This is a genomic window from Arthrobacter arabinosi (assembly GCF_054511115.1).
The window spans coordinates 155,804-169,732 of record NZ_JBTNDF010000005.1 but is presented as its reverse complement, the minus strand read 5'-3'; the positions used below and the strand labels follow the sequence as shown (position 1 = coordinate 169,732).

13 protein-coding genes and 2 riboswitches are annotated in these 13,929 nt (G+C 70.3%); of the genes, 6 read left to right on the top strand and 7 right to left on the bottom strand.

The window, feature by feature from the left end; genetic code table 11:
• The first annotated feature begins 17 nt into the window (after window positions 1–17).
• Window positions 18–1,547 carry a multiple monosaccharide ABC transporter ATP-binding protein gene (gene mmsA, locus ACX80P_RS13760; protein ID WP_459278669.1) on the top strand — a complete coding sequence of 510 codons (1,530 nt, stop codon included), beginning with the start codon at window positions 18–20 and terminating at the stop codon, window positions 1,545–1,547.
• 4 nt (window positions 1,548–1,551) lie between these two features.
• The gene (gene mmsB / locus ACX80P_RS13755; protein ID WP_459278668.1) at window positions 1,552–2,787 is read left to right on the top strand and encodes a multiple monosaccharide ABC transporter permease; all 1,236 of its coding nucleotides are present in this window, start codon (window positions 1,552–1,554) and stop codon (window positions 2,785–2,787) included.
• A gap of 293 nt (window positions 2,788–3,080) precedes the next feature.
• On the opposite strand, the gene ACX80P_RS13750 is transcribed toward mmsB, so the two are convergent.
• Both ACX80P_RS13750 and ACX80P_RS13745 read right to left on the bottom strand, forming a co-directional pair.
• On the bottom strand, window positions 3,081–3,587 hold the full coding sequence (locus tag ACX80P_RS13750) for a CoA-binding protein (RefSeq protein ID WP_459278667.1): 507 nt from the start codon (window positions 3,585–3,587) through the stop codon (window positions 3,081–3,083).
• A complete protein-coding gene (locus ACX80P_RS13745) occupies window positions 3,584–4,963 on the bottom strand; it encodes an O-acetylhomoserine aminocarboxypropyltransferase/cysteine synthase family protein (protein ID WP_459278666.1) in 1,380 nt (459 codons plus the stop codon). The genes ACX80P_RS13750 and ACX80P_RS13745 overlap by 4 nt, the downstream gene beginning before the upstream one ends.
• A gap of 87 nt (window positions 4,964–5,050) precedes the next feature.
• Window positions 5,051–5,155: riboswitch (SAM riboswitch) on the bottom strand.
• 122 nt (window positions 5,156–5,277) lie between these two features.
• On the opposite strand from ACX80P_RS13745, the gene ACX80P_RS13740 reads away from it, so the two are divergent.
• The gene (locus tag ACX80P_RS13740; RefSeq protein WP_459278665.1) at window positions 5,278–5,508 is read left to right on the top strand and encodes a hypothetical protein; all 231 of its coding nucleotides are present in this window, start codon (window positions 5,278–5,280) and stop codon (window positions 5,506–5,508) included.
• A gap of 120 nt (window positions 5,509–5,628) precedes the next feature.
• Window positions 5,629–5,807: riboswitch (cyclic di-AMP (ydaO/yuaA leader) on the top strand.
• A 5-nt stretch (window positions 5,808–5,812) separates the two neighbouring features.
• Window positions 5,813–6,778, top strand: coding sequence for a LysM peptidoglycan-binding domain-containing protein (locus ACX80P_RS13735; RefSeq protein WP_459278664.1), 966 nt, complete (start codon window positions 5,813–5,815; stop codon window positions 6,776–6,778).
• 86 nt (window positions 6,779–6,864) lie between these two features.
• Here ACX80P_RS13735 and acs read toward each other — a convergent pair whose 3' ends face one another.
• The 4 genes from acs to ACX80P_RS13715 all read right to left on the bottom strand — a co-directional run bounded on the left by acs (window position 6,865) and on the right by ACX80P_RS13715 (window position 11,630).
• Complete coding sequence (acs, locus tag ACX80P_RS13730) at window positions 6,865–8,832, bottom strand: acetate--CoA ligase (RefSeq protein WP_459278663.1); 1,968 nt, start codon at window positions 8,830–8,832, stop codon at window positions 6,865–6,867.
• Complete coding sequence (locus ACX80P_RS13725) at window positions 8,808–9,680, bottom strand: ABC transporter permease (RefSeq protein ID WP_459278662.1); 873 nt, start codon at window positions 9,678–9,680, stop codon at window positions 8,808–8,810. The genes acs and ACX80P_RS13725 overlap by 25 nt, the downstream gene beginning before the upstream one ends.
• Window positions 9,677–10,711 (bottom strand): aliphatic sulfonate ABC transporter substrate-binding protein, encoded by a 1,035-nt coding sequence (locus tag ACX80P_RS13720; RefSeq protein ID WP_459278661.1) that lies wholly within the window; start codon window positions 10,709–10,711, stop codon window positions 9,677–9,679. The genes ACX80P_RS13725 and ACX80P_RS13720 overlap by 4 nt, the downstream gene beginning before the upstream one ends.
• A gap of 103 nt (window positions 10,712–10,814) precedes the next feature.
• The gene (locus ACX80P_RS13715) at window positions 10,815–11,630 is read right to left on the bottom strand and encodes an ABC transporter ATP-binding protein (protein WP_459278660.1); all 816 of its coding nucleotides are present in this window, start codon (window positions 11,628–11,630) and stop codon (window positions 10,815–10,817) included.
• A 257-nt stretch (window positions 11,631–11,887) separates the two neighbouring features.
• On the opposite strand from ACX80P_RS13715, the gene ACX80P_RS13710 reads away from it, so the two are divergent.
• Window positions 11,888–12,304, top strand: coding sequence for a CoA-binding protein (locus ACX80P_RS13710; protein ID WP_459278659.1), 417 nt, complete (start codon window positions 11,888–11,890; stop codon window positions 12,302–12,304).
• A 3-nt stretch (window positions 12,305–12,307) separates the two neighbouring features.
• On the opposite strand, the gene ACX80P_RS13705 is transcribed toward ACX80P_RS13710, so the two are convergent.
• Window positions 12,308–13,150: a DUF1206 domain-containing protein gene (locus ACX80P_RS13705; protein WP_459278658.1), complete on the bottom strand. Its 843-nt coding sequence runs from the start codon at window positions 13,148–13,150 to the stop codon at window positions 12,308–12,310.
• Window positions 13,151–13,330: 180 nt separating this feature from the next.
• Here ACX80P_RS13705 and ACX80P_RS13700 point away from each other — a divergent pair, with 180 nt between their 5' ends.
• Window positions 13,331–13,894, top strand: coding sequence for a DUF1990 domain-containing protein (locus ACX80P_RS13700; RefSeq protein WP_459278657.1), 564 nt, complete (start codon window positions 13,331–13,333; stop codon window positions 13,892–13,894).
• Window positions 13,895–13,929: the final 35 nt, after the last annotated feature.

The following is a 13,929-nucleotide window of genomic DNA, read 5'->3' as shown; positions in this document are numbered from 1 at the left end:
GTAAGCGAGGCTCCACCATGGCGGAGAACATCCTCAGGATGCACCGCATCACCAAGACCTTCCCGGGCGTGAAGGCACTGCAGGACGTCAACCTCGACGTCGCGCGGGGCGAGGTCCACGCGATCTGCGGGGAGAACGGGGCCGGGAAATCGACCCTCATGAAGGTGCTGTCCGGGGTCTACCCGCACGGCACGTACGACGGCGACATCGAGTTCGAGGGCGCCGTCGTGGAGTTCAAGGACATCCGTGACAGCGAACGCGCCGGCGTCGTCATCATCCACCAGGAGCTCGCCCTCTCCCCCTTCCTGTCCGTCGCCGAGAACATCTTCCTGGGCAACGAACGCGAGAGGCGCGGCTTCATCAACTGGAACGAGACCAATATGGAGGCGGCAAAGCTCCTGCGCCGCGTGGGCCTCGAGCTGAACCCGGTGGTCAGGGCCGGCGACATCGGTGTGGGCAAGCAGCAGCTCGTCGAGATCGCGAAGGCGCTGTCGAAGAACGTGAAGCTGCTGATCCTCGACGAGCCCACCGCGGCACTCAACGACGAGGACTCCGCGCATCTCCTCGGGCTCGTGAAGGGCCTCCGGGCGGAGGGCATCACCTGCATCATCATCAGCCACAAGCTCAACGAGATCCGGGAGATCGCGGACTCGGTGACCATCCTCCGTGACGGGCGCACCATCGAGACCCTCAGCCTGCACGACGGCTCCGTCTCCGAGGAGCGGATCATCAGGGGCATGGTGGGGCGCGACATGGAGAGCCGCTACCCGGAACGCACGCCGGTCATCGGCGAGGAGGTCCTCCGCGTCGAGGACTGGACCGTCCATCACCCGCAGGAGAGCAGCCGGGTGATCGTCGACGCCGCGAACATCTCCGTCCGTGCGGGCGAAGTGGTCGGCATCGCCGGCCTCATGGGTGCCGGGCGCACGGAGCTGGCGATGAGCATCTTCGGCCGCAGCTACGGCTCCCACATCACGGGCACGCTCTACAAGAACGGTGCGCCGATCACGGCGCGCACGGTCGGTGAGGCGATCCGGCACGGCATCGCGTACGCGACGGAGGACCGGAAGCGCTACGGCCTGAACCTGATCGACGACATCAAGCGGAACATCTCCGGCGCCGCCCTCGGCAAGCTCGCCAAGCGCGGCTGGGTGGACGGCGGCCGGGAGGCCGTCGTCGCCGGCGACTACCGCAGGTCGATGAACATCAAGGCGCCGTCCGTCACGGCCATCACCGGCAAGCTCTCCGGTGGCAACCAGCAGAAGGTGGTGCTCTCCAAGTGGATGTTCTCGGACCCCGACGTCCTCATCCTCGACGAGCCCACCCGCGGGATCGACGTCGGCGCGAAGTACGAGATCTACACGATCATCAACCGCCTGGTCGCCGAGGGGAAGGCGGTCATCGTCATCTCCTCGGAGCTCCCCGAGCTCCTCGGCATCTGCGACCGCATCTACACCCTGGCGGAGGGGCGCATCACTGCCGAAGTGCCCATCGACCAGGCGACACCGGAACTCCTCATGCAACACATGACCAAGGAAAGAGACTGACTCCATGGCTACCACCGTCAAGGACGCCGCCGTCGCGACGCCGCCGCCTCCCGTCAAGCACGGGATCTCGTTCCTCACGAGCAGGCTGCGGCAGATCGGCATCTTCGTCGCACTGCTCGTGATCGTCACCCTCTTCCAGGTGCTGACAGGCGGGGCCCTGCTGCAGCCGGACAACGTCTCGAACATCATCGTGCAGAACAGCTACATCCTCCTGCTGGCCATCGGCATGGTCATGATCATCGTGGCCGGGCACATCGACCTGTCCGTCGGCTCCGTGGCCGCCTTCGTCGGTGCGATGTCCGGCATCATGGTGCAGGACTGGAGCTTCCCCTGGTGGGCCGCCTTCCTCGCGTCACTGGTCATCGGCGGTCTCGTGGGCGCCTGGCAGGGCTTCTGGGTGGCCTACGTGGGGATCCCGGCGTTCATCGTCACCCTCGCCGGCATGCTCATGTTCCGCGGGCTCACGCAGATCGTCCTCGAGAACCAGCGCATCACCGGCTTCCCCGAGGAATACCGGCAGCTCGGCGGCGGCTTCCTGTTCCCGGGACTGTTCCCGCCGGAAACCAACCTCCTGGACTGGACGACCGTCGGCCTCGGGGTCATCGCCGTGATACTTCTCGTCGTCACGCAGCTGCGCGGCCGGGCCACCCGTGCCCGGCTCAAGCTCGAGGACGAGCCGGCGGCGTGGTTCTTCACCAAGCTCGCCTTCATCGCGCTCATGATCCTCGGACTGACCTATCTGCTGGCCGGTTCGCGCAGCGGGACGCCGATCGTCCTCGTGGTGCTCGGCGTGCTGATCGTCGCGTACAGCGCCGTGATGAACAACAGCGTCTTCGGCCGCCACATCTACGCCCGGGGCGGCAACCTCCAGGCCGCGCAGCTGTCCGGTGTCGACACGAAGCGCATCGACTTCATGCTGTTCGTCAACATGGGCGTGCTGGCCGCACTGGCGGGACTCATCTTCACCGGCCGGCTCAACTCTGCGGGCCCGGGCGCCGGCAACCTGTTCGAGCTCGACGCCATCGCGGCGGCGTTCATCGGCGGCGCGGCGGTGACGGGCGGCGTGGGCACCGTGATCGGTGCCATCACCGGCGGTCTCATCATGGGTGTCCTCAACAACGGCATGTCCCTGCTCGGCGTGGGGATCGACGTCCAGCAGTTCATCAAGGGCATGGTGCTCCTGCTGGCCGTCGGGTTCGACGTGTTCAACAAGCGGCGTGCCTCGAACGCCCTGAAGTAGGCAGTCGGGACAGGATCCGGGAGACGACAGGACGAGCGTGACTTCTCGCCGCCGTCGGTCGATCACCCCCTGCGAGCGCCGCACCGGGGCTCATCCCCCAGACGGGCCCCGGTGCGGCCTTCTTCCTGCGCGCTCGACGCCCGGCGGTCCTGCGCCCGGGGCCCGGCTCCCCGGGCACGTCGACAGTCCGCGGAGCAGCCCCCGGCCGGGCAACCCGCGGAGACTCCCTTCCCCGGGTGGCCGGCTCCGGGACAACCCGCGGACACGGGGCCGCCGACCGTGACGGACCTCCGTCAGGACGTGATCTGCCGCTTCGAGGAGATGACCCCGGTGTTGAACCCGGCCAGGTTGAGCCCGCCGTGGAATCGTGCGTGCTCGATCTTGATGCACCGGTCCATCACCACGTCGAGGCCCGCGGCTTCGGCCTCACGCGCGACGTCCTCGTGCCAGGATCCCAGCTGCAGCCAGAGGGTCTTCGCGCCGACGTCGAGCGTCTCCTGCAGCACCGACGGCAGGTCGTCGTGCCTGCGGAACACGTCGACGACGTCGGGTACCTCCGGCAGGTCCCTCAGCGACGCGTAGGCCGGCCGGCCGAGGATCTCCCTGGCCACCGGGTTGACGAAGTATAGGCGGTAGGGGGAGGAGGACTGCAGGTACGTCGCGACGAAATAGGACGCGCGCGAGGGCTTGTCCGAGGCGCCGACGATCGCGACCGACCGCGCATTCCTCAGCAGGGCCAGCCGTTGGGGCGCCGACGGCCCCTCCCAGGTCCGTTCCGGTGTCGTGCTGCCGGCGCTCATGCTCCCACTCCCACTGCACGCGTTGCCGATGCGTCGTCGTCGTTCTCCCCGGCCGCTTCCTGCGGCAGGTCCTCGAACTCGGCGTCCGAGGAGTTCACCGCAGCGTCCAGGGCCTGGTCCAGGTCCCAGAGGATGTCGTCCAGGTCCTCCAGGCCCACGGAGATGCGCACGAGGTCCTCGGGCACGCCCGCCGCGGCGAGCTGCTCGGCCGAGAGCTGCTGGTGCGTCGTCGAGCCCGGGTGGATCACGAGGGTGCGCGAGTCACCCACGTTCGCGAGGTGTGATGCCAGCTGCAGCGACTCGATGAACTTCTGGCCCGCCTTGCGGCCACCCCTGATGCCGAAGCTGAACACCGATCCGGGGCCCAGCGGCAGGTAGGTCCTCGCCCGCTCGTGATGCGGATGGGTGGGGAGCCCGGCGTAGTTGACGTACTCGATCCGCGGATCGGCCTGCAGCCACTCCGCGACGGCGAGGGCGTTCCCGAGGTGCTCGTCCAGGCGCTGCGCGAGGGTCTCCACACCCTGCAGGAGCTGGAAGGCGGACATCGGCGAGAGCGACGGCCCGATGTCGCGGAGCTGTTCGGTCCGCAGCTTCGTCAGGAACCCGTACTCCCCGAAGTTCGCCCACCACTGGATGTTGCCGTAGGAGGGCACGGGTTCGGTCATCATGGGGAACTTCCCGTTGCCCCAGTCGAAGCGGCCGCTCTCCACGATCACGCCGCCGAGGGTGGTGCCGTGCCCGCCGATGAACTTGGTGGCCGAATGGATGACGATATCCGCGCCGTGCTCGATGGGGCGCACCAGGTAGGGGGTGCTGAGCGTCGAGTCGACGATGAACGGGATACCGGCGTCGTGGGCGACCTTCGCGAGGCCGGCGAGGTCGGCGATCTCACCGGAGGGGTTCGCGATCACCTCGGCGTAGACCGCCTTGGTGTTGTCCCGGATGGCGGCCGCGTAGTCCGCGGGGTCCGTCCCCGGGACGAAGGTGGTCTCGATGCCGAACCGGCGCAGCGTGACGTCGAGCTGCGTGACGGTGCCCCCGTACAACTGGGACGCGGCGACGATGTGGTCCCCGGCCTGGCAGAGCGCCGCGAAGGTGATGAACTCCGCGCTCATGCCCGACGCCGTCGCGACCGCCCCGATCCCACCCTCCAGGGAACTGATGCGCTCCTCGAACGCGGCGACCGTCGGGTTGCCGATCCTCGAGTAGATGTTGCCGTACTTCTGCAGGGCGAAGAGGTTCGCGGCGTCGTTGGTGTCCTTGAACACGAACGACGTCGTCTGGTAGATGGGGACGGCCCGGGCCCCGTGGGTGGCGTCGGGAGTGCCGCCCGCGTGGAGTGCACGCGTGCGGAAACCGAAGGAACGTTCTGCCATCAGATACCTGCCTTGCTGGAGTCGGAAGCTGCGGAAGCTGCGGGGGCGACGTCGGTGCCGGAGGCGGCTGTGGGTGCGCTCATGGTTCCTCCATCGGTCTGGCAGTAGCACCCTCATGCCGCCGCGGGTATGCGGAGGCCAGGGTTGCTGCGGCGTCGCTGAGCCAGATCTCTCGGCCGCTCGGGATGGTCGGGTCGAGTCTGACACCTGCGCGGTTGCAGAACCAAACCGTATGTCGTCGTGTGCAGCCGGGGTTGCGGTCCAGCGCCTCGCGTCCGACGGCACACACGGCGCGCGGCACCTAGGCTGGGGGGATGGAGGAATGGAGATCGGCGAGCCGGGTGCAGGAGCGGAGGCTGTGGCAGACGCTCGGGTACGTCGGGATCGCGCTGACGCTCGCCCTTGCGAGCAGCGTCCTCGTGGCCGTGAGTGACCAGGAATCGGCGGTCACGCAGGGGTACTACGTCCAGCAGTCCGTGCTGCTCGCGCTCAGCGCGGCAGGGTCGTTCCTCGCCGTCCGTCGCTGGCGGGCCCTGCGCGGATGAGGGGCACCCTACCTCCCGTTACTCAAATGTGACAAACCGGAGGTGCGCTGGGTAGGGTCGGCACGTGCCTCCGCGACCGTGGGGCGCTCCTGGACGGATTGCCGAGCCCTGCCGTCGTCCGGGACTCGTTCGCAACCACGAAGGCAGGGACGGGGGAACCACCAGTTCCACCGGGCGCGCAGGACCACCTGCAGGCGCCCTCGGGGTTAAGTCGCACCGCAGCACCTACCGTGATGCGTGTGGCCGGGTGACTCCCATCCGAACCCGACAGCTCACCCCGCAGGCATGGGAGAGGTATACAACCGTGTCACGAAACATCACTTCAGCGCGCCACCGGGCCGACGTCGACGGCAACCTCGCGCTGCAGGGCCTGTCCCGCGCCGCCAAGGCCCACGCCACCACAGTGGGCCGTCCGGTCGCGATCGCCGCCGTCACCTCCGGCCTCGCGCTCACCGCCGTCGGCACCGCCAACGCCGGTGAGTACTCCGCACAGGGCACGACGACGGCCCCTGCCGTCGCAGTTGCTGCCGCGGCACCCGCCGTACCGGCTGCCCCCGCAGCTGCTGTGAGCCCCGCCGCTGCCCCGACGACGCACACCGTCGTCGCCGGCGACACCCTCGGTGCCATCTCGGCACGATACGGCGCGGACCTGACCGCGGTCCTCACCGCGAACGGTCTGTCCGTCGCATCGATCATCTTCCCGGGTGACACCATCACCCTCCCGGCGGCCGGTGCCGCCGTGGCCCCCGCCCGGACGGTGTCCGTGCCCGTGGCAGCCCCTGCCGCCGCGCCCCAGCCCGCACCCGCTGCTGCTCCCGCGGCCCTCGTGGCTCCTGCCGCTCCGGTCCAGCAGGCCGCCGCCATCGCCCCCGCTCCGGCCGTGTCCACGGCTCCGGGGTCGGGCGTGTACCTGGCCTCGGCGAAGATCACGCCGGTCGCAGCCTCCTCCAGCGGCGTCGGCGGCATCCTGCTGGCGTCCGCCCAGTCCCAGCTCGCCGCCGGTGCCATCCAGGACTGCACCGTCCTGGTCGAGACCGCACTGCGCGCCGCAGGGATCTCCGTGGGCGACCTCGGCCCCTCGCAGTTCTTCCAGTTCGGCTCCACCGTGACGACTCCCGCCCCCGGCGACATCGTCATCACCGGCGGCCACGTTGCGATCTACGCCGGCGGCGGCCAGGTCATCAGCAGCGGCATGAACGGGTCGAACCGCACCATGCAGCACCCGCTCTCGGACCTCGCCGGTGCTGCCTTCGTCCGGGTCGCTCGCTGATCCTGGAACGAACCACACGCGGGAAGCGGCAGTGCTTGGACGGGGCACTGCCGCTTCCTTCTTTTAACCACTTCCCGGGGCCGGCGTCAGCGTCGGGAGAGCACCGCCTGGATGCCCGGGATGCACCCCTCGTTCTGCAGGGACGTGGTGTCCCCGAGCGGTGAGCCCTCGTAGAGCTGTGTCAGCAGGCGCCGCATGATCTTGCCGGAGCGCGTCTTCGGTACATCGGGCACGACGACGACGGCTGACGGCCGCGCGATCGGCCCGATCGCCTCGGCGACGTGGGCGCGGAGCGTCGAGGCGACGTCGGCGTCAGGGGCCGTTCCGGCCGCCAGGACCACGAAGGCCGCGATGGCATGACCCGTCAGCGGGTCCGGCACGGGGCAGGCCCCTGCCTCGGTGACGAGGGGGTGCGCCACGAGCGCCGATTCGATCTCGATCGTGGAGAGCCGGTGGCCCGAGACATTGATGACGTCGTCGACGCGGCCCAGGATCCAGGTGTCGCCGTCGTCGTCGTACCGCGCGCCGTCACCCGCCAGGAACCAGCCCTGCGCCGCGAACGTCCGCCAGTAGGAGTCGAGGTAGCGCTGCGGGTTCCCCCAGACGGTCCGCGCCATCGCGGGGCCGTGCCGGTCGACGACGATCAGGCCCTGCACGCCCGGCGGGACCGTCCGCCCGTCCTCGTCGACGATGCGCGTGCTGACGCCCGGCAGGGCGCGCGCGGCGCACCCCGGCTTGAGGTCCGTGTCCGTGGGACCGGGGGAGAGCACGGTGGCACCGGTCTCGGACTGCCACCAGGTGTCGACGACGGGCACCTCGTCCCGGCCGAGGTTACGGCGGAACCAGCGCCACGCCTCGGGGTTGATCGCTTCGCCGACCGTGCCGAGCACGCGGATGCTCGAGAGGTCGTGGGAGGCCGGGACGCCGTCCGGGAACCAGCCCATGAGCGAGCGCACGAGGGTCGGCGCGGTGTAGTAGCTCGTGACGCCGTACCGTTCGATGACCTCGAGGTGGCGTCCCGGATGGGGGGTGTTCGGTGTGCCCTCGTAGAGGACCTGCGTGGCCCCGTTGGAGAGCGGCCCGTACAGCTCGTAGGTGTGCGCCGTGACCCAGGCGAGGTCGGCGGTGCACCAGTGGACGTCGCGGTCGCGGAGCGCCGGGTCGGGGCTGCTGAAGAGATGCTCGAAGCTCCAGGACGCCTGCGTGAGGTACCCGCCGGAGGTATGGACCAGGCCCTTGGGCTTCCCCGTGGTCCCCGAGGTGTACATGATGAACAGCGCGGTCTCGGCGTCGAACGCCTCCGGCTCGTGGTGCGGTGACGCGGTGTCGACGACGTCGTGCCACCACACGTCACGGCCCTCGGTCCAGCTGGTGGCCGATCCGGTGCGGCGGATCACGAGGACGTGTTCGATGCTGGTCGTCCCGGCGACCGCGGCGTCCGCGTTGTCCTTCACGGGCACGGCGGAGCCCCGCCGGAACTGGCCGTCGGTGGTGACCAGCAGTTTCGCGCCGGTGTCCTCGACGCGGAAGCGGAGTGCCTCAGCGGAGAAGCCCCCGAAGACCAGCGAGTGCACGGCGCCGATCCTCGCGCAGGCGAGGGTGACGACCACCGTCTCGACGAGGACCGGCAGGTAGACGACCACGCGGTCGCCCTTCCCGATGCCCAATTCCTGCAGCGCGTTCGCGGCGCGTGACACCTCGTCCTGCAGGTCGGCGTAGGTGACGGTCCGCCGGTCCCCGGGCTCGCCCTCGAAGTACAGGGCCACCCGGTCGCCGTTGCCGGCGCGCACGTGCCGGTCGACGCAGTTCGCGGCCACGTTGAGGGTGCCGCCGGCGAACCACTCGATCGCGGGGATGCTGAGCGTCCCGTCGGCCTGCGGCGTCGCCTTCTCGAAGGAGTGCACCGTGTGCCAGGGCGTCACCCACTCCAGGCGTGCCGCCTGCTCCGCCCAGAAGGCCAGGCGCTCCGACTCCTCCCGGGCAGCTGCGGCCCCGCCTGCCGTGGTGCGGGCCCCGCCGGCGCTCGTGCCTACGCCCACCGTCGCACCGCCCATCGTTCGGCGATGCCGAGGAGCGCGTCGGTCGTCTTGCCGATGACGGCCAGCAGGATGATCGCGAGGATGATGCGGTCCACGCGGCCCGTCTGCTGCGAGTCCGTGAGCAGGAAGCCCAGGCCCATGGACGAGGCGATGAGTTCGGCGGCAACGAGGAACAGCCAGGACTGCGCGAGGGCCAGCCGGAGGCCGGAGAACAGGGCGGGCACGACGGCGGGCAGCTGCACCGTGGTGAGCAGCCGGATGCCGTTGAGCCCGAACGCGCGCGCCGCCTCGACGAGATTGCGGTCCACGTGCCGCAGGCCGAGGTAGAGCGTGGTGAACACGGGGAAGAAGGCGCCGATGCTGATCAGCGTGACCTTCGAGTCCTCGTTGATGCCGATCCACAGGACGAGCAGCGGGACCCACGCCAGCGACGGGACGGCGCGCAGGGCGCCCACGGTCGGGGTCAGCAGGACGTCAGCGATGCGGGACAGGCCCAGCAGGGCGCCGGCCAGCACGCCGAGCAGGGACCCGATGACGAAGCCCAGGACCACGCGCTGGGTGGAGATCAGGATGTGGGTGGTGAGCTGACCGCGTTCCGCCAGATCGACGGCGGCCGCGAGGACCGACGCCGGCGAGGGCAGCTGCGACGGGCGGAAGAAACCCGACGCCGTGCTGAGATGCCAGGCCAGCAGGATCAGTGCCGGGACGATGAGCCCGAGCAGGATGACGCCGGTGCGCCGGGCCGTCCTGCCGCGGCCGCCGCCCTGCGACGCCTCGGGGCCGGTCACCGGGGGTGCCGATGCGGCGATTCCCTCCGTGCTCACCGGGTAGGCGCTGCGCCCGGTCAGATAGTCAGAGCTCATGAGCCGGAGCCGATCGCGGCTGGATCGGCCTTCTCGACGAGCGAGGCGTCGAACAGGGTGTCGAGGGCCTCGTCGATCTGGTCCTGACCCTGCACGTCGCCGGTCTCGACGAACACGGGGCCGATCTTCTCGAGGACGCTGCGCTGGGCGTCGCCCGGGGCGGGGTCGACGTCGAGGTTCGTGCGGTCGACGATGACGGACTCGGCGACCTTCGGGTCGATCGCGGCGACCTCCGCGAGGATGGCGGCGGTCTCCTCGGGGTTCTCCTTCGCCCATTCGCGTGCCTTCTCGTAGGCGTCCACCACGGTCTGGGCGACGTCCGGCTTCTCCGTGAGGAAGTCCTCCGTGGCGTTGAGGAAGCCGTAGGAGTTGAAGTCGATGTCGCGGAAGAAGAGCTGCGCGCCGTCCTGCTCGGCGGCGGCCATGATGGGGTCGAGACCGGACCAGGCGTCGACGGCGCCGCTGGCGAGAGCGGCGCGGCCGTCGGCGTGCTGCAGGTTCTCGATGGTGACCTCGGACTGGTCGACGCCCGCGGACTCCAGCGCCTGCAGCAGGAAGAAGTACGGGTCCGTCCCGCGGGTCGCCGCCACGGACTTGCCGCGCAGGTCCTCGACGCTCGTGATGCCGGAGCCGGGGAGCGTGACGAGGGCCGCCCACTCGGGCTGCGAGTAGATGTCGATGGCCTTGATCGGGGAGCCGTTGGAGCGTGCCAGCAGCGCGGCGGAGCCGGCGGTGGAACCGACGTCGATCGCCCCGGCGCGCAGCGCCTCGTTGGCCTTGTTCGATCCGGCGGACTGCACCCAGTTCACGGTGATGTCCTGGTCGGCGAGCTCGTCCTCGAGCCAGCCCTGCTCCTTGATGATGAGGCTCAGCGGGTTGTAGGTGGCGAAGTCGATGTTGAGCTCGCCGCCCTCGGTGGCGGCGCCGCCCGCCGCGGGCTGCGTGTCGGAGGCGTTCTCTCCGGCGAGGCAGCCGCTGAGCGAGAGGGCGGTGGCGAGGGCGAGGGTCGGCAGGAGGGCGCGGCGGTTCATGGTGGTCCTTCGATGGGGGGGGCGGAAAAACGGGGGGAGGGGGCAGGCAGGGGCAGGCAGGGCAGCGCGGGACGGCGGCACTGCGGGAGGGGTGGGGGCGCGCCTAGTGGCCGGTGACGCCGAGCAGGGACAGCAGCGTGCTGCGCAGGGCCCCGAGGTCCGCGGAGTTGCGGTCGCGCGGGCGGTCCCCGGGCACGGGGACGAGTTCGGCGACGGTCGAGCCCTCCGGCCCGTCACCATCGCCGCGGCCGAGCACGAGGATCCGGTCGGCGAGCTGGAGGGCTTCGTCGACGTCGTGCGTGACCAGCAGCACCGTGGTGGGCTGCGCGCGGTGGATGTCCAGGAGGAGGTCCTGCATCCTGATGCGGGTGAGGGCGTCGAGTGCGCCGAACGGTTCGTCGAGGAGCAGGACGCCGGGGTTGCGGGCCAGGGCGCGTGCGAGCGATGTCCGCTGGGCCATGCCGCCGGAGACCTCGCGGGGGCGGTGCTTCGCGAAGGTGTCGAGCCCCACGAGCCTCAGCAGCTCGAGGACCTTCGCCTTGCCGGCGCTGGCGCTGGAGGACTTCGGGAGGCCGATCGCCACGTTGGCCTGCAGCGTGTGCCAGGGCAGCAGCCGGGGTTCCTGGAAGGCGACGGCGCAGCGCTCGTCGATACCGGTCACGGGTGTGCCGTCGATCAGGACCTGGCCGCTGTCGGGGATGTCGAGGCCGGCAGCTGCGCGCAGGAGGGTGGACTTGCCACATCCGCTCGTGCCCAGGATGGCGAGGATCTCGCCGGGCTCCACCTCCACCGTGACGTCCCGGAGGACGGTGCGGCGGTTCGCGGACGGGCCGAAACTGCGGCCGAGCCCGGCGAAGCGGACGCCGAGGGCCTGTTGGCGGCGGGACTGGGTGCTGCCGGGTGCCAGAACTGCGGTCATGGTTGTCTCCATCGGTCCTGGCGGTAGCACCCTACGGACCGAGCCTTCGCCACCGTGTCCGGTGGTTCCCGTGGCTCGGACCTCGATATCGTCCGGCATCAGGGGGACGCGGACGACCAGGGTTGCTGCGGCTTCACTGATCCAGGTCTCTCGGCCGCTCGGGATGGTCACTCCTATGAAACGCCCGGCGTCCGACGGGAGCAAAATGGGGCGTGTAACAAATGCTGTAACAATGGCAGGGCACACCGGGAGGCGTCGTGGCACACCAGAACGATCCGCAGGTCATCAGGAGGCTCCTGACCGAGCACGGCCGGTGGGCCGTGGTGGGTCTGTCGAACAACCCGCGCCGCGCCGCCGTCGGGGTGTCGCGGTTCCTCAGGGACGGGCTCGGGATGGAGATCGTCCCCGTCAGCCTGAAGGGCGACGACGTCCACGGCGAGAAGGGCTACACCCGGCTGGCGGACGTGCCCGGCCGCATCGACGTCGTCGACTGTTTCGTGAACTCGTCCCGCGTGGGGGCCGTCGTGGACCAGGCGATCGCCGTGGGCGCGAGGGCCGTGTGGCTGCAGCTCGGCGTGATCGACGAGGAGGCCGCCCGCCGCGCGGCCGAGGCGGGGCTCGACGTCGTCATGGACACGTGCCCCGCGATGGAAGCCCCGGCGCTCGGCCTCTGATGCCTACATGCGCTGGTACTTCGACCGCACCCCCATGAAGACGCCGTACGCCACGAGGCCCACGGCCACAGCGCCGAGGAGCCAGACGCCGAACGGCTGGTCGCGCAGCGCTTTCAGGGCGCCGTCGAGTCCGGTGGACTGCTCGGGGTTGTTGGTGACGGTGGCGACGACGACGAGGATCCCCAGGACGCCGAGGGCGAATCCCTTGGCGATGTACCCCACCACCCCGAGCACGACGACGGCGGTCCCGGCCCGCCCGGAGGGGAGGCCCGTGAGGTTCTCGAGGAAGTGCCGGGTGGCCCCGCTGTAGACGAAGTAACCGCCGACCACGAGGATGCCGACGCCGACCGCGAGGAGGAGCGCGGCCCCGGCCGGGTTGGACATGAGGGTGGCGCTCAGGGAACTCGCGCTGCTGCTGCTGTCGCTGGAGCCGCCGAGTGCGTACCGCCCGAAGGTCACGCCGATCGCGGCGTACACGACGGCCTGCCCGCCGCTCTTGGCCTGCACCTTGAGCTTGTCCTTGCCGCGCCGTCCCTTCGCGCCGAAGAAGACCTCGCTGAGGTGGAACAGGGCGAGGGCGATGCAGCCGACGAAGCAGAACCACAGGAGGGCCGTGCCGCCGGGGCTGCCCGCCAGTTGCCCGATCGCCCCGCTCTGGTCGGCCTCGCCGGAACCGCCGCGCGCCAGGCCGAGGGCGATGAGCCCGATCAGGATGTGCAGGATGCCCGCAGCCACGTAACCCGCGCGGGCCGCGACCTCGAACCCCTTGGAATTCGCCGCGTCCTCCGCGGCGTCGGCCGCCCGGTCGCCTGCGTCCCTGCCCGACGTGCCCGTCCCTGGTGCCATGATGCTCCCGCCTCCCTCGTCGATCGGCGGGGCGGACGTCACAGGCGCGTCCGGGCCGGTCTGGACCCCCATCCTGCCACTGCGCGGCCGTCTGCGCCCACCCGCCCGTCTCCTGTCCACTAGGTTGGGACCGGGCCCGTTCCACAGGGCGCCGGGCAGCGATGCATCGAGGAGACGCGCATGGAACAGTTCACGTACGAGGAGCGGGGCGCGACGGACAGGCCCTTCCCCGAGTCCCTCGAAGGCGGGTGGCCCGCAGGCTACACCGTGATGGTGGAGTCCCACGAGATCGCAGCCGACGATCCATCGGCTGCCTTCATCGCCCTCACGGAGGGCATCCTCGCCTGGGAGCTGCACCGCGGGGCCGGACTCACCATGGAGTCCGACGCCGAGCGGGCCGCCCCCGGTGTCCGCGTCGTCTCCGGGTTCGGGATCGGTCCCGCGCGCATCAAGGCGCCCTGCAGGGTCATCTGGTCGAGGGCGCCGCAGCTCGACGGCGCGGGACGGGCGGTCCCGGGCCAGCGCGGCGGGTTCGGCTACGGCACGCTCCCGGGTCACCCGGTGCGGGGCGAGGAGGGGTTCTGCGCCGAGCTGACGGCGGACAACCGGCTGCTGTTCATCTGCTCCGCCTACAGCGTGCCGGCGAGCCTCCTCTTCCGGCTCGCGACACCGGTCACCCGGCTGACGCAGCGGTACGTCCTGGCACGGTACGTGAAGGCCGCACGGGAGCTCGCGGGCGCCTAGCACCCATCGCGGGGACACGTTCCCACGGGTTCGGG

Bases quoted from the DNA above. Each gene is read 5' to 3' on its own strand.
- mmsA (WP_459278669.1), top strand. From the start codon at position 18: ATGGCGGAGAACATCCTCAGGATGCACCGCATCACCAAGACCTTCCCG.
- mmsB (WP_459278668.1), top strand. From the start codon at position 1,552: ATGGCTACCACCGTCAAGGACGCCGCCGTCGCGACGCCGCCGCCTCCC.
- ACX80P_RS13750 (WP_459278667.1), bottom strand. From the start codon at position 3,587: ATGAGCGCCGGCAGCACGACACCGGAACGGACCTGGGAGGGGCCGTCG.
- ACX80P_RS13745 (WP_459278666.1), bottom strand. From the start codon at position 4,963: ATGGCAGAACGTTCCTTCGGTTTCCGCACGCGTGCACTCCACGCGGGC.
- ACX80P_RS13740 (WP_459278665.1), top strand. From the start codon at position 5,278: ATGGAGGAATGGAGATCGGCGAGCCGGGTGCAGGAGCGGAGGCTGTGG.
- acs (WP_459278663.1), bottom strand. From the start codon at position 8,832: ATGGGCGGTGCGACGGTGGGCGTAGGCACGAGCGCCGGCGGGGCCCGC.
- ACX80P_RS13725 (WP_459278662.1), bottom strand. From the start codon at position 9,680: ATGAGCTCTGACTATCTGACCGGGCGCAGCGCCTACCCGGTGAGCACG.
- ACX80P_RS13720 (WP_459278661.1), bottom strand. From the start codon at position 10,711: ATGAACCGCCGCGCCCTCCTGCCGACCCTCGCCCTCGCCACCGCCCTC.
- ACX80P_RS13715 (WP_459278660.1), bottom strand. From the start codon at position 11,630: ATGACCGCAGTTCTGGCACCCGGCAGCACCCAGTCCCGCCGCCAACAG.
- ACX80P_RS13705 (WP_459278658.1), bottom strand. From the start codon at position 13,150: ATGGCACCAGGGACGGGCACGTCGGGCAGGGACGCAGGCGACCGGGCG.
- ACX80P_RS13700 (WP_459278657.1), top strand. From the start codon at position 13,331: ATGGAACAGTTCACGTACGAGGAGCGGGGCGCGACGGACAGGCCCTTC.